This window comes from Ruegeria sp. AM1, from assembly GCF_056540745.1.
Map to the genome: position 1 here is coordinate 65445 of NZ_JBQFXH010000009.1, position 26312 is coordinate 91756.

27 protein-coding genes are annotated in these 26312 nt (G+C 57.9%); 9 read left to right on the forward strand and 18 right to left on the reverse strand.

Annotated elements, in window-relative coordinates:
- Positions 1-19 precede the first annotated feature (19 nt).
- The 9 genes from ACR0I7_RS16100 (at position 20) to ACR0I7_RS16140 (ending at position 8939) form a co-directional block, all read left to right on the forward strand.
- Positions 20-1561 carry a bifunctional diguanylate cyclase/phosphodiesterase gene (locus ACR0I7_RS16100; RefSeq protein ID WP_480512823.1) on the forward strand — a complete coding sequence of 514 codons (1542 nt, stop codon included), beginning with the start codon at positions 20-22 and terminating at the stop codon, positions 1559-1561.
- A 124-nt stretch (positions 1562-1685) separates the two neighbouring features.
- Positions 1686-3515, forward strand: coding sequence for a membrane protein insertase YidC (gene yidC, locus ACR0I7_RS16105; RefSeq protein WP_480512825.1), 1830 nt, complete (start codon positions 1686-1688; stop codon positions 3513-3515).
- Entirely contained in the window at positions 3512-4249 is a 738-nt protein-coding gene (locus tag ACR0I7_RS16110) for an MOSC domain-containing protein (protein WP_480512827.1), read from the forward strand. Before yidC ends, ACR0I7_RS16110 begins: the two co-directional genes overlap by 4 nt.
- A complete protein-coding gene (gene yihA, locus ACR0I7_RS16115; protein WP_480512829.1) occupies positions 4246-4899 on the forward strand; it encodes a ribosome biogenesis GTP-binding protein YihA/YsxC in 654 nt (217 codons plus the stop codon). The genes ACR0I7_RS16110 and yihA overlap by 4 nt, the downstream gene beginning before the upstream one ends.
- Positions 4896-5264, forward strand: a complete 369-nt coding sequence (locus tag ACR0I7_RS16120) for a DUF2946 domain-containing protein (protein ID WP_480512831.1) — start codon at positions 4896-4898, stop codon at positions 5262-5264. The genes yihA and ACR0I7_RS16120 overlap by 4 nt, the downstream gene beginning before the upstream one ends.
- Positions 5265-5334: 70 nt before the next feature.
- Positions 5335-6732 carry a PepSY-associated TM helix domain-containing protein gene (locus tag ACR0I7_RS16125; protein WP_480512833.1) on the forward strand — a complete coding sequence of 466 codons (1398 nt, stop codon included), beginning with the start codon at positions 5335-5337 and terminating at the stop codon, positions 6730-6732.
- 148 nt (positions 6733-6880) lie between these two features.
- Positions 6881-7744: an acetylglutamate kinase gene (argB, locus tag ACR0I7_RS16130; protein WP_480512835.1), complete on the forward strand. Its 864-nt coding sequence runs from the start codon at positions 6881-6883 to the stop codon at positions 7742-7744.
- Between the two features lie 14 nt (positions 7745-7758).
- Complete coding sequence (locus tag ACR0I7_RS16135) at positions 7759-8445, forward strand: ferredoxin (protein ID WP_480512837.1); 687 nt, start codon at positions 7759-7761, stop codon at positions 8443-8445.
- Positions 8442-8939 carry a SixA phosphatase family protein gene (locus tag ACR0I7_RS16140; RefSeq protein WP_480512838.1) on the forward strand — a complete coding sequence of 166 codons (498 nt, stop codon included), beginning with the start codon at positions 8442-8444 and terminating at the stop codon, positions 8937-8939. Before ACR0I7_RS16135 ends, ACR0I7_RS16140 begins: the two co-directional genes overlap by 4 nt.
- A gap of 45 nt (positions 8940-8984) precedes the next feature.
- Here the strand turns inward: ACR0I7_RS16140 and ACR0I7_RS16145 are convergent, their stop codons facing one another.
- From ACR0I7_RS16145 to ACR0I7_RS16230, 18 genes are all read right to left on the reverse strand, one after another.
- The gene (locus ACR0I7_RS16145; RefSeq protein ID WP_269149621.1) at positions 8985-9776 is read right to left on the reverse strand and encodes an amino acid ABC transporter ATP-binding protein; all 792 of its coding nucleotides are present in this window, start codon (positions 9774-9776) and stop codon (positions 8985-8987) included.
- A gap of 12 nt (positions 9777-9788) precedes the next feature.
- Complete coding sequence (locus tag ACR0I7_RS16150) at positions 9789-11087, reverse strand: amino acid ABC transporter permease (protein ID WP_480512840.1); 1299 nt, start codon at positions 11085-11087, stop codon at positions 9789-9791.
- Between the two features lie 3 nt (positions 11088-11090).
- Complete coding sequence (locus ACR0I7_RS16155; protein WP_480512896.1) at positions 11091-12323, reverse strand: amino acid ABC transporter permease; 1233 nt, start codon at positions 12321-12323, stop codon at positions 11091-11093.
- 123 nt (positions 12324-12446) lie between these two features.
- Positions 12447-13466, reverse strand: a complete 1020-nt coding sequence (locus tag ACR0I7_RS16160; RefSeq protein ID WP_480512842.1) for an amino acid ABC transporter substrate-binding protein — start codon at positions 13464-13466, stop codon at positions 12447-12449.
- 202 nt (positions 13467-13668) lie between these two features.
- The gene (locus ACR0I7_RS16165; RefSeq protein WP_480512844.1) at positions 13669-14376 is read right to left on the reverse strand and encodes an ATP12 family chaperone protein; all 708 of its coding nucleotides are present in this window, start codon (positions 14374-14376) and stop codon (positions 13669-13671) included.
- A gap of 4 nt (positions 14377-14380) precedes the next feature.
- Positions 14381-15052, reverse strand: coding sequence for an HAD-IA family hydrolase (locus tag ACR0I7_RS16170; protein ID WP_480512846.1), 672 nt, complete (start codon positions 15050-15052; stop codon positions 14381-14383).
- Positions 15049-16092, reverse strand: coding sequence for an RluA family pseudouridine synthase (locus tag ACR0I7_RS16175; RefSeq protein ID WP_480512848.1), 1044 nt, complete (start codon positions 16090-16092; stop codon positions 15049-15051). Before ACR0I7_RS16175 ends, ACR0I7_RS16170 begins: the two co-directional genes overlap by 4 nt.
- 127 nt (positions 16093-16219) lie before the next feature.
- Positions 16220-17530: a replication-associated recombination protein A gene (locus tag ACR0I7_RS16180; protein ID WP_480512850.1), complete on the reverse strand. Its 1311-nt coding sequence runs from the start codon at positions 17528-17530 to the stop codon at positions 16220-16222.
- Between the two features lie 4 nt (positions 17531-17534).
- Positions 17535-18926, reverse strand: a complete 1392-nt coding sequence (locus tag ACR0I7_RS16185) for a trypsin-like peptidase domain-containing protein (RefSeq protein ID WP_480512852.1) — start codon at positions 18924-18926, stop codon at positions 17535-17537.
- A gap of 200 nt (positions 18927-19126) precedes the next feature.
- Positions 19127-19552 (reverse strand): 50S ribosomal protein L17, encoded by a 426-nt coding sequence (gene rplQ, locus ACR0I7_RS16190; protein ID WP_480512853.1) that lies wholly within the window; start codon positions 19550-19552, stop codon positions 19127-19129.
- Positions 19553-19750: 198 nt separating this feature from the next.
- On the reverse strand, positions 19751-20470 hold the full coding sequence (gene arsH / locus ACR0I7_RS16195; protein ID WP_480512855.1) for an arsenical resistance protein ArsH: 720 nt from the start codon (positions 20468-20470) through the stop codon (positions 19751-19753).
- Between the two features lie 166 nt (positions 20471-20636).
- Positions 20637-21653: a DNA-directed RNA polymerase subunit alpha gene (locus ACR0I7_RS16200; RefSeq protein WP_480512857.1), complete on the reverse strand. Its 1017-nt coding sequence runs from the start codon at positions 21651-21653 to the stop codon at positions 20637-20639.
- A gap of 115 nt (positions 21654-21768) precedes the next feature.
- Positions 21769-22158: a 30S ribosomal protein S11 gene (gene rpsK / locus ACR0I7_RS16205; protein WP_008757289.1), complete on the reverse strand. Its 390-nt coding sequence runs from the start codon at positions 22156-22158 to the stop codon at positions 21769-21771.
- A gap of 15 nt (positions 22159-22173) precedes the next feature.
- Positions 22174-22542: a 30S ribosomal protein S13 gene (gene rpsM / locus ACR0I7_RS16210; RefSeq protein WP_170332212.1), complete on the reverse strand. Its 369-nt coding sequence runs from the start codon at positions 22540-22542 to the stop codon at positions 22174-22176.
- A gap of 200 nt (positions 22543-22742) precedes the next feature.
- Positions 22743-23411, reverse strand: coding sequence for an adenylate kinase (locus ACR0I7_RS16215; RefSeq protein ID WP_480512859.1), 669 nt, complete (start codon positions 23409-23411; stop codon positions 22743-22745).
- Complete coding sequence (gene secY, locus ACR0I7_RS16220) at positions 23408-24772, reverse strand: preprotein translocase subunit SecY (RefSeq protein WP_480512861.1); 1365 nt, start codon at positions 24770-24772, stop codon at positions 23408-23410. Before secY ends, ACR0I7_RS16215 begins: the two co-directional genes overlap by 4 nt.
- 109 nt (positions 24773-24881) lie before the next feature.
- Complete coding sequence (gene rplO, locus ACR0I7_RS16225; protein WP_480512863.1) at positions 24882-25355, reverse strand: 50S ribosomal protein L15; 474 nt, start codon at positions 25353-25355, stop codon at positions 24882-24884.
- A gap of 192 nt (positions 25356-25547) precedes the next feature.
- The gene (locus tag ACR0I7_RS16230; RefSeq protein ID WP_480512865.1) at positions 25548-26303 is read right to left on the reverse strand and encodes a sulfite exporter TauE/SafE family protein; all 756 of its coding nucleotides are present in this window, start codon (positions 26301-26303) and stop codon (positions 25548-25550) included.
- Positions 26304-26312: the final 9 nt, after the last annotated feature.

Sequence of the window (26312 nt, forward strand, 5' to 3'; positions counted from 1 at the left end):
CTGAAGGTCGTAAGAGCCAATGCAGACTAAACTCTCTGTCGAACGAATTCGGGCCTGTATCCTCGCGATTGCAGATGGCCCCCAAATTCTGGCCTTTATCCCAGCCCTATGCCTAGCCGCCTTTTGGTTAGGGGGAGAGCCCGCCTTGCTGGTCGTTGCACTAGGCCTACCGATCTTGGCTGCGGCGACGGGTGCCCTGACAGCTTGGCCTGCACCAAACGCGGACACCAAGCACAATGTGCGTGGGCTGATGGCGAATGATCAATTTAACGCCGAGATGGAAGTTCTCTACAAATCAGCCCGGGCACGGGGTGAGAATTCCGCCTGTATCATCGTTGCGCTGGATGACTACACCGAAATCTATGATCTGCATGGGCAGGCCACCACCGAATATATCGTCAGCCAGTTCAACGGTCGGGTTATGTCGGTCATCCGAACCAACGACATTGCGACCCAAGTGGCGCAGAACAAGTTTATCATCGGCTTGCGCCCGTCAAAGTACCTGAATCTCGAAGCATGCATTCAAACTTCTGGCCGGATACAAAGCACGGTTGAAGAACCCGTTCTGCTGAACGGAGCAAGCATCTACCTGTCATGTTCCATTGGGTTTTGCCTTCACTCAAACGTCCCCGAAGACAACGCTCAAAGCTGGATAGAAGCCGCGACAGCCGCATTGTCTGAAGCGCAAAAAAACGGGCCGTCGACCATACGGGCATTCTCGGCGGAAACCCGTCGCAGGTCGCTGGTGCAGGCAAATCTGCGGAAGGAATTCGAAGCAGCGTTGGAAAACGGAGAAATCTGCCCCTGGTTTCAGCCCCAGGTTTCCACTGACACCGGCCAGATCACCGGATTCGAGGCGCTCGCACGATGGGAGCATCCGACCAAGGGTGTTCTCAACCCGCAGGTATTCCTGCCCTTTGCAGAACAGGCCCGGCTGATGGAGAAATTCGGGCAGACCATACGCCACCACGCTTTCGCCGCGATGCAGGCCTGGGATCGCGCGGGTTTGATCGTACCAAGGATTGGCGTGAACTTTTCCTCAGACGAATTACGCAACCCGGGCCTGCTCGATCGCCTGAAATGGGAGCTGGACCAGCTCGACCTGACCCCCGATCGTCTTGCGGTTGAAATTCTCGAAACCGTGTTCTCACGACGCCCAGACGACGTCATCACGCGAAACGTCACAGGTCTGGCTAAGCTTGGCTGCTGCATCGATCTGGATGATTTTGGCACCGGTCATGCCTCAATTGCGTCGATCAAACGGTTCGAGGTAACCCGCATCAAGATCGACCGCTCTTTTGTGACCCGTGCGGACCGTGATGCCAGTCAGCAACAACTGGTCAGCGCCATTCTGACAATGGCTGAACGCCTGAATGTCGAGACACTGGCAGAAGGTGTCGAAACCCCAGGGGAACACGCGTTGATGGCGCAACTTGGCAGCGATCATGTCCAGGGCTTTGGGATCAGCAAGCCCATGCCATTCGAAAAAACTACGGGCTGGATCGACGCCTATCGCCGTAAGCTGAAAGACACCCCGACAATCGGACGCCAAACGGGCTAAAATCGAGGTTTCACCCCACAGATCGCCCCAGGGCGATCACTTTGCGGGCGATTCCGCTTGACCTTTGGGCCTGCACTCTGTTGAACCCACCGGTGTCTTTCACTGCTGAAGGTGGCTGTCCCCTATGGACGATCAGAACAAGAATCTCATCCTTGCAACCGCGCTTAGCTTTCTCGTGATCCTTGTATGGTTCGTGCTGTTCCCGCCGCCGGAACAGACACCGGCCATCGATCAAGCAGAGATCGGCGCTACCGACGTCAACGAGGTTCAGACACCGAGCGCCAGCAGCGCAGAGAGCGTCGGCGACGCCACCACGGCCGCCGAAGAAACTGCACCAGACCCCGAAGCGCCACGCGTCGAGATCGACACGCCGCGCCTGTCAGGCAGCCTTTCGTTGGCTGGCGGCCGGATCGATGAACTGTACCTGAAAGACTACAAGGTTTCTATCGCCGAAGACGCTCCGATTGTCGAATTGCTGTCTCCTGTTGGCTCAGACTCTGCCTACTATGCGCTGTATGGCTGGGCCCCCGGGGCTGGCCTGTCCGGAACCGATGTGCCGGGGCCAAACACGCTCTGGTCTCTGGATCAGGGTGAAACACTGGGCGTCGACAACCCGATTACGCTGGCCTGGGACAATGGCAACGGTCTGACCTTCCGCCGGACCATCTCGGTTGACGAAAACTACATGTTCTCGGTCACGCAATCGGTGGAAAACGCAACCGATGCCGAGGTGGCCATGGCCCCCTATGGCATTCTGGCCCGCCACGGCATTGGCGAAGATGGTGACCTACCAGAACTGAAGAACTTCTTCATCCTGCATGAAGGCGTAATTGGCATGGCGGATGGCACATTGGCCGAGGTCGATTATGGCGACGTGCGTGATTTCGACGTCGACCCCAATGAGCGCGCGCAGGCCGAGGTCTATCAGGTCAAGGAAAACGGTTGGATCGGCTTCACAGACCACTACTGGATGACCACGCTGATCCCCGAACCGGGCTCTGCATTCAAAGCCGCCGCCAAATACGACTCGCGCCGCAAAATCTATCAAACCGAGACGGTACTGCCGACGCTGACAGTTGCACCCGGCGAAAGCGCTGACGTGACCACGCGCCTGTTTGCTGGTGCGAAGGAATGGGAAGCGATCCGTGAATACCAGTCGGAAGGCGTTCAGAAATTCATCGACAGCATTGACTGGGGTTGGTTCTTCTTCCTGACCAAGCCGATCTTCTGGTTGCTGCACAACATCAACGTTTTGATCGGCAATATGGGCTGGTCGATCATCGGTCTGACCCTGATCATCAAGGCCATCCTGTTCCCGCTGGCATACAAGTCCTACGTCTCGATGGCGAAGATGAAGGAATTGCAGCCTCAGATGGAGGCCCTGAAAGAGGCCGCAGGCGATGACCGTCAGAAGATGCAGCAAGGCATGATGGAGCTCTACAAGAAGGAAAAGGTAAACCCCGCCGCGGGCTGTTTGCCGATCCTGATGCAGATCCCGATCTTCTTCTCGCTGTACAAGGTGATCTTTGTCACAATCGAACTGCGTCAGGCCCCCTGGTTTGGGCCGTTCCGCGACCTGAGTGCGCCCGATCCAACATCCATCTTCAACTTCTTTGGCTGGCTGCCCTGGGCCGCCCCAGCACCTGAAAGCTTCATGGCACTGGTTTTCATCGGTATTCTGCCACTGTTGCTGGGTATCTCGATGTGGATCCAGCAAAAACTGAACCCTGCACCAACCGATCCGACACAGGCGATGATCTTTGCCTGGATGCCGTGGGTGTTCATGTTCATGCTGGGTGGCTTTGCCAGCGGCCTGGTCGTCTACTGGATTGCCAACAACACGATCACGTTCACGCAGCAATATCTGATCATGCGCAGCCAAGGCTATACGCCGGACGTTTTCGGCAATATCAGATCCAGCTTTAAACGTGCCCCCAAGACGGATGACAAATGACCGCTGAAGTCACCAGCCTCTGGCGACATCCGATCAAAAGTCACGGATGGGAAAGCCTGAATGACGTCACACTGCCCCCCGGGCAGACCATGCCCGGGGATCGTGTTTGGGCTGTCGCGCATTCGGGTTCGGACGCGGATGGCACAAAGTGGGTTCGATGCGCCAATTTCACCCGTGTGGCCGGATCGCCGCGCCTTGCGGCCATCTCGGCCCGGCTGGAGGGTGACACGGTCACGCTCAGTCATCCGCAGCGCCCTGACCTGCGTTTTGAGCCAGACACGCAGCAAGACAGGTTTCTGGACTGGGTTGCACCGCTGATGCCCGCTGACCGGGCCGCGCCAGCGCGCATTGTCCGCGTGCCGGAGCGCGGTATGACTGACAGCGCCTTTCCATCGATCAGCCTGCAGAACATGGCATCGCATCGTGCGGTCGAACAGAAGCTGGGGCAAACCCTGTCCGTCTGTCGCTGGCGCGGCAATATATGGCTGGACGGGTTGCAGCCCTGGGAAGAGTTCGACCTTCTGGACCGTCAGATCAAAGTTGGTGAGACGGTTCTGCACGTTCGCGAACGTATCACACGGTGCAAGGCTACCGCAGCAAGCACCGAGACCGGAGAACGTGATGCCGATACGCTGGGCGCGTTGAGCAGCTGGGGTCATCAGGATTTCGGCATCTATGCCGAGGTGAAGCAGGGTGGCAAAATCCGTACAGGTGATAAGGTGCAGGTGTTATGAGCACACTCCCCTTCCCTTTGGCCGAAGACCCCGATGCCATCGCTTTGGAGCGGGGGCGAAAGCTGTTTGCCGGCGCGTCCGAATTCGTCAAAGGCGTCGTTGCGATGGACGGCCTGCCAGCGCCTGATCGGTTGGAGGTCTGCTTTGCGGGACGTTCGAACGTCGGAAAATCAAGCCTTATCAACGCGCTGACGGGGACCAAGGGTCTGGCGCGCGCCTCGAACACACCCGGCCGCACGCAAGAGATCAACTATTTCACCCAAGGCCCGGACCTGTATCTGGTCGACCTGCCCGGCTATGGCTATGCCAACGCGCCCGTAAAGATTGTGGAAAAGTGGCAGCGGCTGCTGAAGCGATATCTGAGCGGCCGGCAGACTTTGCGCCGCGCCTTTGTCCTGATCGACTCGCGTCATGGCGTAAAGCCGGTGGATGATGAAATCATGAAGCTGCTGGACACCAGCGCGGTGACCTTTCAGTGCGTCATGACCAAGACCGACAAGGTCAAGGCCAAGGATCGTGAGAAAATACTGCAGCAGGTGCGCGCCGCCTTGTCCCGCCATCCCGCCGCATTCCCTGAAATCATTATGACATCGTCCGAAAAAGCGGACGGTATCGCCACTCTGCGCTCTGTGATCGCAGATCTGGAATGAAGGGGGTCCTCCGCCTCTTTGGTCTTCTGACGCTTTTTGCGCTGGCGGTGTCCAGCGCGATCCCGCAAGGGTGGATGCCCGCACAGGGGAATGACGGCAAGGTTCTGTTGGTCCTCTGCACGGGCGAAGGCACCGTTGAGCAATGGGTCGACCTGAATCCCGAAGATCCTCTCCACGACGATGGGGACGAACGGGTTATGTGCCCGTTTGGGGGCCTGACCGCAGATGCAAACCTGCCTGAATTTGGCATCTCCCGACCGTCCGCCCTGTCGGTTCAACTTCTTTGGCCGCGCCGGGATTTCAGCCGCGATGGCACAGGCAGCGCGGCGCGCTATGATGCAAGGGCTCCGCCCGTATTCTCTTGATTTCGTGAAACAAAAATAAGCTCGCATATCGACTATGCGGGCCGTTTCGAAATTCGAGGGTAACATGACAATGACATTCCAAGACAGGGCCACCCAGCAGGCCCCGCGCGATGCTGCGCAAAAGTTCTATTTCGCTGCCTGGCGGTGGCATTTCTACGCCGGGATTTTTGTGATCCCGTTTCTGATCACTCTGGCGGTGACCGGTCTGATGATGATGTTCATCACACAGGTCGATGGCCGCGACGGGGAAAAGATATCCGTCGCCGTTCAAGGGACCGCCCTGCCCGTCTCACGTCAGGCTGAATTGGCCTCGACCAAGGTCCCCGGTCAGGTGGTCGAATGGATCGGCCCCAAGGCCGCCGATCTTGCCACAGTTTTTCGCATCAAAACGGAAGACGGGCAGCGCTTGGTCGCACTCGATCCCTATTCGGGCGACGTGATCGAGATCTGGGATCGCCGGACCGGCTGGTATGATCTGGCGGACAACATTCACTCAACCCTGATGATTGGCGACACCGGGGACCGGATTCTTGAAATAGCAGCCGGGCTGAGCCTGGTTCTGGTGTTCACAGGGCTGTACCTCTGGTGGCCGCGAGGAAATGCACTGGCAGCCTTCGTCCCTAACCTGCGCGCACGCGGGCGTGCCTTGTGGAAGTCGCTGCACGCCGTGGTCGGGTTCTGGATGTCGTTCTTGATGGTCGGCTTCCTGCTCTCGGGCCTGTCATGGACCGGTATCTGGGGTGGCATGCTGGTGCAAGCCTGGAGCAGTTTCCCCGCCGAAAAATGGGACAACGTCCCGCTATCGGATGACACCCATGCAAGCATGAACCACGGGCATCAGAATGATGTTCCATGGGCGCTAGAACAGACACCAATGCCCGCTTCGGGCTCGGGTGTCGGCGTCGGGGGTATCCCTGTGGGCACAGCCGTCGATATCGACGCGCTGGTTCAGTTGGGCACATCGCTGGGCATGCAGGGTCGTTTCCGCGTTGCCTATCCCAGCGGCGAGGCTGGTGTCTGGACGCTGAACCGCGACAGCATGAGCAATGACTCAACCGATCCGGTCAATGACCGGACGGTCCATGTCGATCAGTATTCCGGCAAAATACTGGCTGATGTCCGATACGATGACTATTCGCTGATGGGTAAAACCATGGCCGTCAGCATCCCGCTGCACATGGGGCTGATGGGGACATGGAGCTTTGTGCTGAACATTGTGTTCTGCCTGTCGGTCATCTTCACCTGCATCTCGGGCGTCGTGATGTGGCTCAAGCGGCGCCCCGAAGGGGCCGGACGTCTGGCCGCCCCGCCGTTGCCGGTGGAAATGCCGGTCTGGAAGGGCGCCGTTCTGATTGGACTGTTCACGTCGATGGCCTTCCCTCTGGTCGGGCTGACGCTGCTGGCTCTGCTGGTTTTTGATCTGCTGATTGTCAGCAACATACCGGCCATAAAGCGTGTGCTGAACTAAGCGGTCCGGGCTGCGCCCTCGGGCGCAGCCTGCTGCGTGGCACGATGCGTCCCCAAGGCGTGCCACGCAGCAAATGACGCTTTTTGAGCATCCGGACTTGGCACTGACAGCCAAAGGCCCTAACAGATTGATCAAAGGGACGACAGCCATGAAGACAAGAGACATGAATAGGGACTGGATCGCGACCGCCGCCACATTGAACAGCGCACTGCCTTATCTGCAGCGATACGACGGTGCAATCGTGGTCATCAAGCTGGGCGGCCACGCCATGGGCAGCGACGAAGCCATGGAAAGCTTTGCCCGCGATGTCGTGCTGATGCGGCAAGTCGGCATCAACCCGGTGATCGTGCATGGCGGCGGGCCGATGATCAATGCAATGCTGGAGAAACTGGATATCCAGTCTGAATTTGTCGGCGGCAAGCGCGTCACCGACAAAGCCACCGTCGAGGTCGTTGAAATGGTGCTGGCGGGGCTGGTGAACAAGCGCATTGTGCAGGCCATCAACGGACAGGGCGGCACGGCGGTTGGTCTGTCGGGGAAAGACGCCAATCTGATGACTTGCGAACAAACCGACGCATCGCTTGGCTTTGTCGGAACGCCAGCCAAGATGGACCCCAAAGTCCTGCACGATCTGTTTTCCCATGATGTGATCCCCGTCATTGCCCCACTGGGCGCAGGCCGGGATGGTGAGACGTTCAACGTGAACGGAGATACCGCGGCAGGTGCGATTGCTTCGGCGCTCAAGGCTGACCGTTTGCTGCTGCTGACCGATGTCTCGGGTGTGAAGAATGCCGCCGGAGAGGTCGTGACCGAGCTCAAGGCCGGCCAGATACGCGAAATGACCCGCGAAGGCACCATTGCGGGCGGGATGATCCCCAAAACCGAAACGGCGCTGGACGCATTGCACAGTGGCGTCCGCGCGGTTGTGATCCTGGATGGGCGTGCGCCGAATGCAGTCCTGCTTGAACTGTTCACCGAGCATGGTGCAGGTTCGCTGATCCGGCCGGATTGAGCGCGCGCGAGGGTATGATGGATCAGTCACCACCCTCGTCGGATGCATCCTGCCCAGAGTTCACTCACATCGAACAATCGGCCCACGCGGCGGGTCTGATCGTCATGGGGGCGCTACATCCTCGCGTGACTGAGGCCAACCAGCTGGAAACCGGTACGCTTGTTCTGCTGGGCGCGGGCGGCGCGTTCTGGTCTGCGCTCAAGGCGGCGCCGGAATGGCAAGAACCTGATCCGGTAGACCGCTGGTCGACGCGCGTTATCGGACAGATGGCGCAGGACCTGGGGGCCGAGGTCTATTTTCCGTTCGGAGGCCCGCCCTACGCCCCGTTCATCGACTGGGCGCTCAAGTCAGGTCGGACCTTCAGCAGCCCGGTTGGTGCCCTGGTGCATGATACCGTCGGAATGCTGATCTCATTCCGCGGCGCGTTGCATTTTGCGACCGAGTTTGCAATTCCCGCAGCCACAGGTGTATCACCCTGCACCTCATGCCCCGCCCCTTGCGCCACGGCCTGCCCGGTGGGCGCGTTGAATACGCACAGCTTTTACGACGTCGACGCCTGCCATTCCCATCTGAACACCAAGGCGGGGCAATCCTGCATGTCCGGTGGCTGCCTCGCACGGCTTGCCTGCCCGCTCAGCAGCGGCGCAGAACGGACGCCTGAGCAATCCGCCCATCATATGAAGGCCTTTCACCCCTCATGACGCGTACCCTGATCCTGACACGCCATGCAAAATCCAGCTGGGACAGCCCGATGCTGGATGATCACGACCGCCCTCTGAACAAGCGCGGACGGAAATCTGCGCCAGCCGTCGCAAACTGGCTGCGCAAAGGCGGCTGGCTGCCGGATGAAGTCATCAGCTCGACCGCCACCCGCACGCGCGAGACGTGGGACAGGATGCAGCTGCAGGCCGAAAAGGTCAGCTTCCATCCCACGCTCTATCTGGCGGAACCTGAGACAATGCTTGCCCGGCTTAGAGAGGCGTCGGGGCGCACCGTCCTGATGCTGGCGCATAATCCCGGCACGGCCGAGCTGGCCGAGCGCCTTGTAAAACGTCCCCCGGACCATCCCCGGTTTCTGGATTATCCAACCTGCGCCACAACCGTGATCCGCTTCGATATCAATGACTGGTCAGATGTCGGTTGGCACAGCGGTGAAGTGCTGGGCTTTGCTATCCCACGAGAGTTGCCGGAATAGAAAAAGGCGGGGCATAATCCCCGCCTTTCGTTCGTCTCACAGTGCTCAGTGGCCCAGAATCTGGCTGAGGAATAGCTTGGTCCGCTCACTTTGAGGGTTGTTAAAGAACTCTTCGGGTTCGTTCTGTTCCACGATCTGGCCCGCATCCATAAAGATCACGCGGTTCGCGACCTGACGGGCAAAGCCCATCTCGTGGGTCACGCACAGCATGGTCATGCCTTCCTCGGCCAGCTCGATCATGGTGTCGAGCACCTCTTTGATCATCTCGGGGTCCAGCGCCGATGTCGGTTCATCGAACAACATGATCCGCGGCATCATGCACAAGCTCCGCGCAATCGCCACACGCTGCTGCTGACCACCCGAAAGCTGGCCAGGATACTTCAGCGCCTGATCCGGGATTTTCACCTTTTCCAGGAAATGCATCGCACGCTCTTCGGCCTCTTTCTTGGGCGTCTTGCGCACCCAGATCGGAGCCAGCGTGCAGTTTTCCAGAATGGTCAGATGCGGGAACAGGTTGAAGTGCTGGAAAACCATGCCAACCTCAGACCGGATTTTGTCGATGTTTTTCAGGTCATTCGACAGCTCGGTTCCGTCCACGACAATCGTGCCCTGCTGATGTTCCTCAAGCGCGTTCAGGCAGCGGATCAGAGTGGACTTGCCCGACCCTGACGGCCCCGCGATCACGATCCGCTCGCCCTGATTGACGGTCAGATTGATATCGCGCAGCACGTGGAAAGATCCGTACCACTTGTTCATGCCGTTGATTTCGATGGCGACCTCGTCGCTCACCTGCATCTTGGAGCGGTCGATTTCGCGTTCAATTGCAAGTTCAGACATGTGTTGAACTCCTTAACGATGATCCGTGGCAAGGCGACGCTCGAGCCACTGGGAATATTGAGAGATGCCGTAGCAGACGACGAAGAACAGAAGCGCGGCAAAGCCTAGAAGCTCCCAGTAGACGCCGTTCCATTCGGTCGACGCCAGGATGGGGCCCCGGATCATGCCCACCAGATCGAACATCGAGATGACCGAAACCAGTGTGGTATCCTTGAACAGTCCAACGGCCACGTTCACGATACCAGGGATCGAGATCTTCAGAGCCTGCGGTAGGATGATCAGACGCATCGCTTGCGGATAGTCGAGACCGAGACTGTCTGCGGCTTCATACTGTCCACGTGGAAGCGCCGCTAGACCGCCGCGGATAACCTCGGCGATATAGGCGGCCGAGAACATGGTGATCATTATCACAACGCGCAAGAACAGGTCGACCGTGCTGTCAGGCGGGAAGAAATAGGACAGCATCACCGAAGCCACAAACAGCAGCGTGATCAGAGGCACGCCACGAATGAATTCGATGAAAATGACACAGACCCACTTGATCAGCGGCATGTCCGACTGACGTCCAAGCGCCAAGGCAATACCCAGAGGCACTGACAGGGATACGCAAGTCACACCCAGCATCAAGTTCAGCATGAAGCCACCCAGATCACGGCTGGGAACAGCCGAGAGCAACGCGCCCTCATTGGCATCTTCCGGGATCAAGGCCCCGCCGACATTCCAGACAACCAACGCGACAACGATGGCCCCGAAGAACCCGGTCGCAAAGCTATTGCGTCCAAACTTCTGAAATACGGCGGCAGCCGCTACGCAACCCAGCAAGGCAACGATGGGCACTAAGATGGTACCGCCCCAAATCAACCAGAAGGCGACAAACGGATAGAGGGCAGTGAAGAGCAACAATTTGCGCGGCAGATCGAAGAACAGGACCGGCGCTATTGCTACCAGCATCAGCACGAAGGCCAGATTCGGACGCCAATAAGCTTCGTCAGGATATTTGAAGCCATAGATCAACTGGTGCCAACGTTCGGTCAGAACCGCGAAACAGGCCCCCGTCTTTCCGTCCAGAATCTCGCGACATTGTGCCAGAGAATCTGCATTCCACACACCGTTCAGAATCCATGGCAACGTGTTCTTGAGCAGCACATAGATCAGCAGCAGTGACAGAACCGTAAGCACGGTGTTCGCCACGCCCGAGAACAGATTCTCGCGCAGCCATTTGACAATGCCCGTCTGATTTGCCGGCGGAGGAGATGGCGGAATGGTGCCTTCGGCCACAAAGGCGATCGGGTTTGTTGTTTGATCAGCCATGGCTCAGCGCTCCTTCAACTTGACGGATGCGTTGTAGATGTTCATCACCATCGAAATCAGCAGCGAAGCTGTCAGATAGAACAGCATCAGCAGCAACACGCATTCAATAGCGCGACCGGTCTGGTTCAGAGTGATGCCACCCAAGGTCGCGGTGATATCGGCATAACCCACCGCAATTGCCAATGACGAGTTCTTGGTGATGTTCAGATATTGCGAAATCAGCGGCGGAATGATCACCCGCAACGCTTGCGGCAGAATCACAAGGTTCATGATCCGACCCTGCCGCAGCCCCAGCGCAGCGGCAGCCTCGGTTTGACCCTTTGATATCGCCTGAATACCCGCACGTACGTTTTCAGCGATGAAAGCGCCGGTGTAGATCGACAGGGCGAACCACAGGGCAATCAGCGGGCCACCGACTTTGATACCACCGCTGAAATTGAACCCTTTCAGAGCAGGAACATCCCAGGTCAGCCCCATCAGAGCCATTAATAATGCAAACGGTACTAACCAAACCGCGAGCTTTACCAACAGTGTCTTTGGACGTTCACCTGTCTGTTCTTGCTTAAGAGATGCGCGTTTTTCGATCTCACGCGATGCAAACCAGGACGTAGCGAGGACAGCTATGACCAACAGCCAATTCAGGATGGTTACTCCGAAGAGACCGTTCGCAAATTCGGGGCGAGGAACATAAACCCCACGGTTCGTGAAGGCGAACAAGTCAAACAGCATGCTCGAGGTGGGGTTATCCCCTCTAAAAGCACGTGGCCCCGGAAGGACCGCTGTCATGATGGTGAATATGATGATGATCCAGATCAGAACCGGAATATTCCGGAAGATTTCAACATACACCGCCATCAGTTTTGAGACGAGCCAGTTGTTCGACAAGCGCAGCACCCCGGCAATTACGCCAAAGATCGTCGCTGTAATACAGGCAAGAAACGCGACAAGCAGAGTATTGAGAATGCCGACAATCGCCGCACGCCCATGCGAAGATTGACTGTCATACTCAACCAAACGCTGGTTAATGTCGTATCCGGCAGAGTCGCCGAGGAACGTATATGAAATGTTGAGCCCCGCGGCTCGAAGGTTCTGGATCAGGTTGTTACCAAGATACCAGATGCTAAGCGCAATAACGATGGCCGCGATCACCTGAAATGTAAGAGAGCGATAGCGGGTATCGTTTATGAGCATAGACAACCGAAAGTCAGCTTTCGGTGGGTCGGTCATAGTCGACATATTTTGGAATCCCCGTGCTGATGAGTGCTTCATGTACGGCGAAGTTTTCTTCGCTCTCGAGCAGCTCTTAGCATTTGTTTTGAAAAAAGGGCGCAGGTTGCCCTGCGCCCTTTTTCGTGGATTTTAGCGGAATGGCGGCGAGTACAGCAGGCCGCCTTCAGTCCACTGTGCGTTTAGGCCACGTGCCAAACCGATTGGAGTTTCTTCACCGATATTCTTGGCGAACACTTCACCGTAGTTACCACCGGCTTTGATTGCTTTTGCAGCCCAGTCGGCGTCCAGACCCAGCATTTCGCCCAGAGTACCTTCGGTGCCCAGCAGACGATTCACTTCGGGGTTGTCGCCTGCGCCAGCGCTTAGCTCATCGATATTGGCCGAGGTCACACCCAGCTCTTCAGCCGAAACCAGAGCGTTCAGGGTCCAGCGAACAACGTCGCCCCACTCGTGATCACCATGACGGACCAGCGGGCCCAGCGGCTCTTTCGAGATGATTTCGGGCAGCAGGACGTGATCACCTGGGTTTTCGAACGTGGCGCGGGTAGCGGCCAAGCCCGATGCGTCGGTGGTGTAAACGTCACATGCGCCAGCCAGATACTGCTGCTGCGCTTCGGCGTTGGTCTCGATCGGAACCGGCTCGTAGCTAATGTTGTTCGAGCGGAAGAAATCCGCCAGGTTCAGCTCGGTCGTCGTACCGGTCTGGATGCAGACAGTTGCGCCGTCCAGTTCTTTGGCAGAGCTCACGCCCAGCGCCTTGGGAACCATAAAGCCCTGGCCGTCATAGTAGTTGACGCCAACGAATTCGAATTTGAGGTCGACGTCGCGGCTGAACGTCCATGTGGTGTTGCGGGCCAACATGTCGATTTCGCCCGAAGCCAGCGCAGTAAAGCGCGTTTTACCAGTGGTCGGGACAAATTCTACAGCGTTCGCGTCGCCCAGAACGGCCGCTGCAACAGCACGGCACAGCGAGACGTCAAAGCCTTTCCATTCGCCATTTGCGTCAGGTGCCGCAAAGCCGACCAGGCCGGTAGTAACACCGCAGTTCAGCTTACCGCGCGCCTTAACGTCATCTACAGTACCTGCAGCAGCAACGCCTGCAGCCAGACCGGCGATCGTCGCCGCGCCCAAGAATACGGATTTTTTCATTTTTACCTCTTCCTGATTTCATCCCCAGTGGAACGATCTATCCGGCTTTGTTTCGCCGGAAAATTTACCCCAAAGGTGTCTCCCCTTTAGTGGGCTTGAGTTTGGGCTCATTCATAAACAAACGTCAAGAGGCCGTTCAGGGAATTCGATGGGTTGACCGCAACGGAAGGCTGCTAAGATGTATATCTCTTAAAAATAAGGCTCAAATCGAGAGATCGTAGAACCTTTTGGCATGCAAAAAGGCCTGTCTCTTGATCTCAGCAGCAGCTTGGGCTTCTTCGTCCTCGCCCCATTGCTCGATCTGCCAATTCTCATCCAACCGCGACATGCGCCATATCTCTTGCGGGTCACGCCAACTTTGAGCTGCCGCAAAACCCAGAATCAGAGACCCCGACAAGCTCACCAGATCGTGAAAGGCGGCAAGCCGATATTCATCCAGCGCGTGGACCTGTTGGCGCAGGATATCAAGCGCCGCCACCGATTGCGGCTGATGAACAACCCCGGCGACAGGAATGAGACGGGCGTTCAAGGTTTCCGCCGCCCATTCCAGGGCCGGATCCCATTCCATTGCCTGCCTTTTGTTAAGCTCTTCGGGATGCGCTGCGCGATAGCACAGCAAGTCCGTATCACCATAATCCGCAAGCATATCCGCAACTTCGGCCCCTTGGTGCCGGACCTTGTCGATGGCCGCATTCGCCGAACGCGTGAACGGCATGGTGGTGGGATCAACCTCTGTCTCTTGCGCGTCCCACTCTTGCGCCACAGCCTTAGCCATAGCCGCAGTTGGCAGGATCAACGCCGCTTTTGCCGGGGTTTTGACGCTGCGCCCGTCCAGTTCCACGGAATATCCGTCCTCAACATCGACCACTGCGCTGGTTTTCCAAAATCGTTTCGGTTTCCACTCGCTCATATCTTCAGTCCCAGATTTTCGCCAATGCCGACGGCAGCTGTTCAAAGGTTTGAATAGTGCAGACCGCGTCGCCAAGCGCAGACGGCGGATGATACCCCCAGGTGACCCCGACGCCGTCCACATTGGCTGCCATCGCCATCTCAATATCAAAGCTCGTATCGCCGATCATCGCCGCATTTTCGGCCGAGACACCGGTCTCTGACAGCGCCGTATTGATCATCGAAGGGTGCGGCTTGGATGGATGATGATCCGCCACCTGCCGCGTGACGAAGTAGCGTTCCAACTCATGCGCGTCGAGCAATGCCTCCAGCCCGCGTTGCGATTTACCCGTCGCGACACCCAACAAAACCTCAGGTATAGCGTGCAGAGTCTCAATGACCTCCCTTGCGCCTGGAAACAACGGAGAGCTTGCCGCGCCCTGCTGCAAACGATGGGCATGGTAGGCTTGCTTGTAGTCCTCGACCAGTTGGGCCTGTTTTACTGCGGATTGCGTTGGTGCCAAACGGGCAAAAGCGACGGGCAGCGACAGTCCGATGATCGAAAGGATTGCATCCCGGTCGGGCACAGGCAGCGACTGGGCCTCGAAGCTGCAGGTCATCGCCTGAACAATACTGCCCTGACTGTCGACAAGCGTGCCATCCACATCAAACAGAACCAGACGAAGCGGTCCGTTCATCGCAATTCCTCGAACGGATCATCGGCGGCAAGGTCCTCAGTCCAGCCGAAGGTGTCCCAGCTTTGTTTCATATGATCCGGCAGAGGCGCAGCAATGGTCACGGGCTTTCGCGTCACCGGGTGCTCAAACGAAATCTGCCGTGCGTGCAGATGCAGTTTCTTACTAATGATACCGCCCAGCTGCGCACCCCAGCCGTCGCCCAGGTTCTCCTGACCTGAACCGCCATATTTGCCATCACCGATGATGGGATGACCAATCGCCGCCATATGCGCGCGCAACTGATGCGTCCGCCCGGTAATCGGCTCCATCGCCACCCAGGACGCGCGACCGGCAACCCGATAGAGCGTGGCATAAAGGGTATGCGCGCGCTTTGCACCTGCGGTGGCGTCAACCTCATCCAGATGAACGGCGATCATCTTTTCGCCCTCACCCTGCCTGCCGTGGCCCGGCGCCTTGACCAGACCGGTCTTGATCTCCCCGAGATATGGCGTCGGAACACCGGCGACGAGCGCCCAGTAGATTTTGCGCGTGTTGCGATGGCGGAACGCTGCGGTCAGCCCTTTGGCAGCCTCGCGGGTGCGGGCCATGAGCAGAACGCCCGATGTATCTTTGTCCAACCGATGGACCAGGCGCGGATTTTCCTCATTTCCAAAACGCAGGGCCGCCGACAAGCTGTCAACATGGCGGGTCTGGCCGCTGCCGCCCTGAACCGGAAGACCGCTGGGCTTGTTCAGCGCCAGAATGTGATCGTCGCGATAGATCACACAAGACTGGATCATCTTCGCGTCGTTGTCCGAAATCCGATGCGTGACTTCAGCCGGTTTGTGATCGACATCCGGCAAAGGCGGAACGCGCACCGTTTGTCCGACCTCCAGCCGGGTGGATGCTTTGACACGGCCGCCGTCCACTCTCAGCTCACCTTTGCGGCACATCTTTTCGATGCGGCCCTGTGCGACATGCGGAAACAGGCGGCGCAGCCAACGGTCCAGCCGCTGGTCGCCGTCCCCATCAGCAACAGTGATCATCTGGACACCGCTCATGCCACTATCCCTCGCCCCGCACGGCGATCCCGCCGGGCTTTCATATCCGATTGCACGTTTGAAAACATGCGCGTCTGTCGCGTGCCAGATCACAAGAGTCAAGACATGCCGGGTGCAGCAACCCGGGCTAAGCGTTTCGCTGTGTTCTCAACTTGGCAAAATAGTCCAGCCGTTTCTTCAGCTCACGCTCAAACCCGCGCTCGACAGGCTGATACAAAACTGGGCGCTTCATGGTTTCCGGAAAATAGTTCTGCCCGGAAAACCCATCCTCGGCATCATGATCATAGGCATAACCCGCGCCATAACCCTGATCTTTCATCAAGGAGGTTGGCGCATTCAGAATATGCTTGGGTGGCGGTTCGCTGCCGGATTGCTTTGCCAGTTTCATTGCAGCCTTGTAACCGACATAAGCACCGTTCGATTTTGGGGCCAGCGCAAGATAGACAAGGGCCTGCGCGAGGGCCAGCTCTCCCTCGGGTGATCCCAGCCGCTCATATGTCTCCCAGGACTGCAGACAAACGGCCTGCGCTTGTGGATCCGCAAGCCCGATGTCTTCAACTGCCATGCGGGTGATACGGCGCGCAAGAAAACGCGGATCTTCTCCGCCGGTCAGCATGCGCGCGAACCAGTAGAGCGCCGCGTCCGGGTCTGATCCCCGCACAGATTTATGCAGCGCGGAAATCAAATTATAATGCTCTTCGCCGGATTTATCGTATTTCGCGGCACGCCGCATCAAACGGGTCGACAGCGCATCGGGATCAAGGGGCGCGTCCGTCTTCCAGGCAGCAACCTGTTCGATCAGGTTCAGCAATGCGCGCCCGTCCCCGTCAGCCATCTCATGCAACGCATCACGTGCGGCCGGCGCCAACGGCAGGGCGCGCGCCAACTCTTTTTCCGCGCGCTGGGTCAGCCGCTCAAGATCACCGAGGCTCAAGCGTTCCAGAACCAGAACCTGCGAACGGCTCAGAACCGCTGCGTTTAGTTCAAACGACGGGTTCTCGGTGGTCGCACCGACCAACAGGATGGTACCGTCTTCCATATGAGGCAGGAACCCATCCTGCTGTGCTTTGTTGAAACGATGAATTTCGTCTACAAAAAGCAACGTGCCCTTACCGTTCTGTCGACGCAGTTTTGCCGCCTCGAACACTTTCTTCAAATCGGGCACGCCCGTAAAAATGGCGCTGATCTGAACAAAATGCAGATCGGTTTCACTAGCTAGAAGGCGTGCAATCGTTGTCTTGCCAACGCCCGGCGGCCCCCAGAATATCAGGCTCGACAGGCTGCCCGACGCCAGCATAACACCCAGTGGAGCCTCGGCCCCGAGAACCTGTTCTTGCCCGATGACATCCGCCAGTGTTTGCGGGCGCAACCGATCCGCCAAAGGGCGGCGGGCCTCACTCGCAGGCTCGGCGGCGCCTGTATCGAACAGATCGCTCATACCATCACAGCCTGAAACGCAGCGAGACGGATCTGCCGCCCCGCAACACTTCAATTTGCAAGCGACGTCCCGGATCGGTCAACGCGTCTACGACGTCGTTCGGGTGTTCCAGCACGGTGTCATTAATCGTCCGCAGAACATCTCCGGCCCGCAACCCGGCACGGCCGCTATAGGGGCCAGGATCAAGCACCACAACGCCGGTCTGTGACAGCACCAACCCCATCCGCGCGATCAGAGCCGGATTGACCCGGGCAACTGTCAACCCGGGCATGACGGTGGTGTCGTCCAAGGTCGTTTCCTCAGCCGCCGGGGTTTCCGGCGCTGCGATCAACGCGACTTCGATTTCCGGCCGGTCCTCTCCGCGTAAAAGCGAAAGGCGAGACTGCCCGCCGACACCTGCAATTGACATCCGGAATTTCATCTCAGCCGGCGAGTTCACCTCTTGCCCATCAACATGGGTAACGACGTCCCCAACCCTGAGCCCCGCAGCGGCAAGGGGGCTAAGCGGATGCAGATCCGACACCACCACCCCCAGGGGCAACACCAGCCCCAGAGACTCGGCAATATCGGCGCTCATATGCTGCCCGGCCATCCCTGCCCACGGGCTGACGAAACTGTCGTTCCCGGCCTGCGCCTGACGCAGGAACTCGGCCACCAGATTGGCCGGGATCGCAAAACCAATGCCGTTCGATCCGCCAGACCGCGTCAGGATCGAGGTGTTGATCCCGATCAGGTCGCCATTCACATCGATCAATGCCCCGCCCGAGTTGCCGGGGTTGATCGGCGCATCTGTCTGAATGAAATAGCCGCGCGCATTGCCAGTCGCCGTGCCGGTACGCGCAAGCCCCGAAATGATGCCCGACGAGACCGTCTGCCCCACCCCAAACGGGTTGCCGATGGCCAGCGCCAGTTCCCCGACCTCGACATGATCCGAGTTCCGCAGTTGCAGCGACGGCAGGCCTTCTGCCTCGTCCAATCGCAGGATTGCGATGTCGCTTTCCTCGTCGCCCAGCACCACTTCAGCCGAAAACTCGCGGCGATCGGTTGTGACAACGCGTATCTCGGTTGCCATGCCCACCACGTGGTAATTGGACACGACATACCCGTCATGGGTGAGAATGACGCCCGAGCCCAATGAATTCTGCACACGCGGCTGGGGTGCATCAAAGCTGTTGCCAAAGAAATCCCGAAAGAAGGGATCAGAGAACAACGGATTGACCCGTCCCTGCCGGACAATCTTGGCATAGATATTGACTACCGCCGGAGAAGCTTGCTTGACCACCGGTGCGAAGCCGAGGCTGATCTCGGATTGGGTTCGCGGTGTTCTTGTTTCAGCCAAGGCCGATGTGGCCGACATCGACATCAAGAGACATGCGGCAAGTATGGGACGGATCATGTGGCACCCTTTTCTGACCTAGCCGAAGGTATGCGAAGCCAGAACTGCGAATGCAAGAGGGGATCATGGATGCCACACCGCCCCAGCAGCCCGCGCCTTGCGACCTGCAGATGCGAGATCGGCACTGTGCAGCGGGCGGAAAAAAGAAAACCTCCGCACGGTTTCCCGTACGGAGGTCCGCAATCAGATCGAAAGCGATGTTATTCTTCGTCTGCCGCAACTTCTTCGGCAGCAACGCGCGCCTTGTCGGACGCGCCTTTGGCGTCGACGTCACGATCAACGAATTCGATGATCGCCATCGGGGCCATGTCGCCATAGCGGAAACCAGCTTTCAGGATGCGGACGTAACCGCCCTGACGCTCGGCATAGCGGGGACCCAGAACTTCGAACAGCTTGGCAACGTCTTTGTCTTCTTTCAGCTGCGATGCGGCCTGACGGCGGGCGTGCAGGTCGCCGCGCTTGCCCAGAGTAATCAGTTTTTCAACGATCGGGCGCAGTTCTTTTGCCTTGGGCAGAGTTGTCTTGATTTGCTCATGTTCAATGAGCGAGCCAGCCATGTTTGCAAACAGAGCCTTGCGGTGCTCATGAGTACGGTTCAGGCGGCGATAACCACGTGCGTGACGCATATTTCAATTCCTTCTTTCACGTTTTGCTTTGTCCGGCCTCCGATGCGCGTCAGAAGCTCTCCTTGGGGCGGGTTTGCCCGAAATGCGAAAGGGCCCGAAGGCCCCGTCTGGGTCGATCACGGAAGCCCGCGACCGGATGCCGTCCATTACGCGAATCTTTTCAGTTCGGCAAGCCTGAAATTCAGGTCTTATACGCGCTCAGATCGCGCGCTGGTTGACTCGTGCAGACTGCTGTTCAGGGCTTTCCACCCGTTCGCTATAGCGATCAGTCATATAGTCTTTCAGATCCCGCGTTAACAGGGTGAATTTGACCAGTTCCTCCATGACATCCACCATCCGGTTGTAAAAAGCCGACGGCTTCATCCGGTCATCTTCGTCAAACTCTGTAAAGGCCCGTGCGATAGAGCTTTGGTTCGGGATCGTCAGACATCGCATCCATCGGCCAAGAATGCGCATCTGGTTGACCGCATTAAAGCTTTGCGATCCGCCGCTGACCTGCATCACAGCAAGCGTCTTGCCTTGCGTGGGCCGGATTGCCCCAATGGACAAGGGGATCCAGTCAATCTGTGCCTTCATGATCCCGGTCATCGAACCGTGCCGTTCGGGCGAACACCAAACCATCCCCTCGGACCAGGTCACCAGCTCGCGCAGTTCCTGCACTTTGGGATGATCGGGCTCGGCGCCATCCGGCAGCGGCAGGCCCGACGGATCAAACACCCGCGTTTCACAGCCCAGACGGCGCAGGATACGGGCCGCTTCTTCGTTGGCAAGGCGCGAGAACGACCGTTTTCTGAGCGACCCGTGCAACAGCAGAATGCGCGGCGCACGGGTTGAACGCAGCGGCGCGGACAGCGCCTCACGATCCGGCAAACGGAACCGCGCTTCGTTCAGGTTTGGCAGGGTCTCGGAATCTGTCATCAGATCGCTCGTCTGTTTTGGATTTTCAATGCAGCGGTTACCCCAGAGTTCAGGGGAGGCGCAAGATTATTTCATGATTTCGTGAAATAAAGAAATCTCAACCGAAACGAAAAAGAGCCGGGACATGCCCGGCTCTTCTCTTGTGATCTTTGATCATATTAAACGCTTAGAACGCGTCTTCGAATTTCTTCGCCAGATCTTCGATGTTGTCGGGCGGCCAGTCCTCGACATCCATGCCAAGGTGCAGCCCCATGCCGGACAGCACTTCCTTGATCTCGTTCAGCGACTTGCGGCCAAAGTTCGGGGTGCGCAGCATCTCGGCTTCGGTCTTCTGGATCAGATCGCCAATGTAAACGATGTTGTCGTTCTTCAGGCAGTTGGCCGAACGGACCGACAGTTCCAGTTCGTCCACTTTCTTCAGCAGCAGCGGGTTGAACTCCAGACCATCGTCTTCGTCCTGACGGCCAGCCGCTTCGGGCTCGTCGAAGTTGACGAAGATCGACAGCTGATCCTGCAAGATGCGTGCGGCAAAGGCCAGCGCGTCTTCCGGCGTGATCGAACCGTCGGTTTCGATCTTCAGAGTCAATTTGTCATAATCCAGAACCTGACCTTCACGGGTTGGCTGAACGTCATAGGCGACCTTTTTGACCGGCGAATAGATCGCGTCGATCGGGATCAGGCCGATGGGTGCATCTTCAGGCTTGTTCTTCTCAGCCGAGACATAACCCTTGCCGGTGTTGACGGTCAGTTCCATGAACAGGTCCGCGCCATCATCCAGGTGGCAGATGACGTGATCGCGGTTCAGAACCTCGATGCCCGCGCTTTCGCTGATGTCACCCGCGGTGACAACGGCAGGGCCTTTGGCATTGATCGACAGGCGCTTGGGGCCTTCGACTTCCATGCGCAGCGACACGCCCTTGAGGTTCAGGATGATGTCGGTGACGTCCTCGCGAACGCCTGCGACGCTCGAGAACTCGTGCAGCACGTTGTCGATCTGAACGCTGGTGATGGCCGCGCCTTGCAGGCTGCTCATCAGAACGCGGCGCAGCGCGTTGCCCAGGGTCAGACCAAAACCACGCTCCAGCGGCTCGGCAACCAAGGTCGCCTGACGCGCGGGATCGTTGCCCGGCTTACCTTCCAGTTGGGTCGGCTTGATCAATTCTGCCCAATTCTTATGGATCATGTAATCCCTCCATTCCTGTCCGCGCCCCATGACCAACAAGGTGCAGACGCCCGAGGTTCAAAATGACGTGCTGGGGCCGTGCAAAAAACACAGCCCCAGCCAAATTCAAAATCGCTTAGACGCGGCGACGCTTCGGCGGGCGACAGCCGTTGTGAGCGATCGGAGTCACGTCGCGGATCGACGTGATGTTGAAGCCCACGGCAGCCAACGCGCGCAGAGCCGATTCACGACCCGAACCGGGGCCCTGAACTTCGACTTCCAGCGTCTTGACGCCATGTTCCTGCGCCTTCTTGCCTGCATCTTCTGCAGCCATCTGAGCGGCGTAGGGTGTAGATTTCCGCGACCCTTTAAAGCCCATAGTACCGGCAGACGACCACGAGATGGCGTTGCCTTGTACGTCCGAGATCAGGATCTTCGTGTTGTTGAAGGTCGAGTTCACATGGGCAACGCCCGATGCGATGTTCTTACGCTCTTTGCGCTTAACGCGAGTCTTGTCACGTGCCATCAGTCAGACCCTCCCTTATTTCTTCTTACCGGCAATGGCCTTTGCGGGGCCTTTGCGGGTACGAGCATTGGTGTGGGTACGCTGACCGCGAACCGGCAGGTTGCGGCGGTGACGCAGACCGCGGTAGCAGCCCAGGTCCATCAGGCGCTTGACGTTCATCTGAACTTCACGACGCAGGTCACCTTCAACGGTGAAGTTTTCGTCGATATATTCGCGGATTTTCAGAACTTCGGCGTCGGACAGTTCGTTGACGCGACGGGTCGCTTCGATGCCTACGGCTTCGCAGATCGCTTTGGCCGAGGTGTTTCCGATTCCGGTGATATATGTAAGGGCGATAGGTACCCGCTTTGCAGTGGGGATGTTTACGCCGGCAATACGTGCCACGTGTCACTTTCCTTTTCGTTGCGGTTCCGTAGCTCCAGAACCTTTTTTCACAACGCTTGACCGTGGCAGTGAGGCCAGAGGGTCCAGCATTTGTCTGAGGTGGTTAATGCGCCCAAAACGAATCCTGCGCGCATTTGCGATTCCCATAGGGATGGGGGTCGATATGGGCTTTTTTCGCCCGGGTCAACCCTTTAACGCGATCAGCCGTTTCCGATGATGTCGCCTCCGTCCAGCACGGCCGCAATCTCACCCTGAACCTGAGCGATTTCGCCCAGACCATCGACCCAGGACAGGTTGCCCTTGGCGTGGTAATACCCGATCAGCATCGAGGTCTTTTTGTAATACTCCATCAGACGGGTTTTGAGGCTTTCCTCATTATCGTCCGCGCGGCGTTTGAAGTCATTCTCTTTGCCACAGTTGGTGCATTTACCGTCTGCAGGGATCGGCTTGGTGATGTCGTTATACACCTCGCCGCAGCCACCACAGGTCGACCGCGCCGTGATCCGCGCGACCAGAGCCTCGTCATTGACTTCCATCGCGATGACCGCATCCAGCTTTTCGCCGGTGCTGTTCAGCAATTCGCCCAAAGCATCCGCCTGTGCCAGCGTGCGCGGGAAACCGTCAAATATAAAGCCGCCCTTGGCGCCCTGTTCCAGCTTTTCGCGGATTAGGCCGATGACGATCTCATCGGTCACCAACTCACCCTTCGCCATCACTTCGGCCACGCGGTTGCCCATTTCGGTGCCGCTGTCCTTGGCCTCACGCAACATATCGCCGGTGCTCAGCTGAACCATGCCGCGCGTCTCTACTAGGTGGCGCGCCTGCGTCCCCTTACCAGCCCCCGGGGGGCCAAGCAGAATAATATTCATCGACGAGCAGCTCCCTTTCTGCCGCGTTTCTTACCTTTGCCGCGCAGTTGGGACTTTTCAATCAACCCTTCGTACTGATGCGCCAGCAGATGGCTCTGGACCTGCTGGATCGTATCCATGGTGACCGAGACGATAATCAGGACCGAGGTGCCGCCGAAATAGAACGGAATGGCAAACTGACCACGCAGGATTTCAGGCAACAGACAGACAGCCGCCAGATAAGCCGAGCCCAGAACCAGCACGCGGTTGACCACGTATTCCAGATATTCGGCGGTTTTCTTGCCGGGACGGATGCCGGGCACAAAACCGTTCTGTTTTTTCAGGTTGTCCGCCACGTCGTCCGGCTTGAACGACACATTAAACGTGTAGAAATACGCGAAGAACACGATCATCGAGGCAAAGAAAAGCAGGTACAGCGGCTGACCGGGGCCAAAGTTGGCCAGCAGCCACGACATCACCGGACCGTTGGTGGCCCCTGACGAGAAGGTCGAGATCGTAACCGGCAGCAGCAGAAGCGAGCTAGCAAAGATCGCCGGAATAACCCCCGCGGGGTTGACCTTCACCGGCAGGTGGCTGGAGCCGCCTTCGTAAACCTTCATACCCACATTACGGCGCGGGTACTGGATGTGGATCTTGCGCAGCGCACGTTCCATGAAGACCACAAATGTGATCACGGCGATGACCATAAGAATGACACCGATAATCACCGCAGGGCTGATTGCACCCGAACGACCTGAGGCGAAGAACTGCGCCAGAGCGGCCGGAACTTCAGCGATGATGCCCACAAAAATGATCAAAGAGATACCGTTGCCGATGCCGCGCGCAGTGATCTGCTCACCCAGCCACATCAGGAACATGGTGCCGCCAACCAGTGTGATCATGGTGGACATGCGGAAATAGAGACCGGGATCGGTGGCCAAATCCCCCGATTCCAGTGAAACCGCCAGACCATACGCCTGAACGGTGGCCAAGGCCACGGTACCGAAACGGGTGTATTGGTTGATCTTCTTGCGCCCTTGCTCACCCTCTTTCTTGAGTTGCTCAAGTGCGGGAACCATAGATGTCAGCAGCTGCACGATGATCGAGGCCGAGATGTAAGGCATGATGCCGAGGGCAAAGATACCCATCCGCCCCAGCGCCCCGCCGGTGAACATCGAAACCATGCCGCCGATGCCCTGCCCCGCCTGTTCCATGAACTCACGCAGGGCCTGCCCGTCGATGCCCGGAACCGGAATAAAGGTGCCCAGACGATAGACGATCAGCAAAGCCAGCGTGAACAGGATGCGGTTGCGCAGATCGGTGGCTTTGCCCAAAGCAGCCCAGCTTGTGTTGGCTGCCATTTGTTCTGCTGCTGATACCATAAATCGGTCTCTCTTATGAAAACACCGCCCAGAACCGTTTTCCGGCTCGGGCGGCGTCTAGGAAAACTCTGAAGTCTATGTAAGCGGGTCTTGGCCCGCTCACAAGCGCTTACTCTGCCGCAGCAGCTTTTGTGACTTTCAGTGAACCGCCCGCTTTTTCGACTGCCTCAACAGCAGCTTTCGAAGCACCGGTTACTTCCAAGTTCACTTTTGCGCTGATTTCGCCCTTGGCCAGAACGCGGATACCATCCAGCTTGCGGCGGACCAGACCGGACGCAACCAGTGTGTCTTCAGTGATCGCGGCCTTGGCGTCCAGCTTGCCGGCGTCGACGAATTTCTGGATCAGGCCCAGGTTGATAACGGCGAATTCCTTGCGGTTCGGCTTGTTAAAGCCACGCTTGGGCAGGCGCTGGTACAGCGGCATCTGACCGCCTTCATAGCCATTGATGGCCACACCCGAACGGGATTTCTGACCTTTGATACCACGGCCACCGGTCTTACCTTTGCCGGAACCCGGGCCACGGCCAACGCGGGTGCGTTTCGGTGCGGCGCCAGGATTGTCGCGCAATTCGTGCAGTTTCATATCGCTTCTCCTTAGCCGGATGTGACCCCCGAAGCGTGATGGGCCAACCACGGCATTTCTTGGTTTTGATTCTCGTGGGCGCAATGCCACCGGAGCCCGATACAGCGTCGCGTGACCGGTTGCAAGGTTTGTTTCCCAGTGCTTTCGGGCCGGGCCATCCTTCTATCACGGGATACGCTACTGCCCAACACGTCAAAGCACCTTTGGAAGGCTGTCCATAAGCAGCTTGATCGCAGTTAGCGACAGGAAGCCATATACGACCCCCGAAAACACCTCCTGACGCACGTAGCCGTGCAGCCAGCCCCCAACCAGCACGCCGACGAACAGCAGCGGAGACAGGTACAGGCTGGTCATCAAACTTTTGCCCGAAAGGGTCCCACCGGCACCGTAGGCAACGGTTTTCACCGCGTTCAGCAAGAAAAAGAAGATGGTATTGGTGCCCACAAACCAGCTTTTCTCAAGCCGCTGCTGCAACAGGTATCCCTTGACCGGTGGCCCGCCCGCATGAGCAACAAAGCTGGCGAAACCCGAGACAAGACCCAGCACCCAGACAACCGGTCTGGGTGTCGTATGCGTGTCTGACTGTCGTCTTCTCTGACAGAGGAACTGCGCGACAAAGAACAAGGCGAGGCACCCGACAATCAGACGGACAACATCGGCATTCATCCGATGGAACGTCGCCATCCCGATACTCAATCCAACCAGAGCGGCAGGCAGCAGACACAGCACAATTCGCAGGCTCCAGCTTTTGCGATAGCGCCAGACGATCAGGACATCCATCGCCAGCAGGATCGGCATCATCACCGCCGCCGCAAATTGAGGTGCCGCAAACAGGGACATCAACGGAACAGACATCACGCCCAACCCGCCACCAAAGGCGCTTTTGGACAGCCCGGTGATCACAATCGACAGTGCAGCAACAAGATAGAAGGAAAGTGTAAGGTCCATAACTGCGCC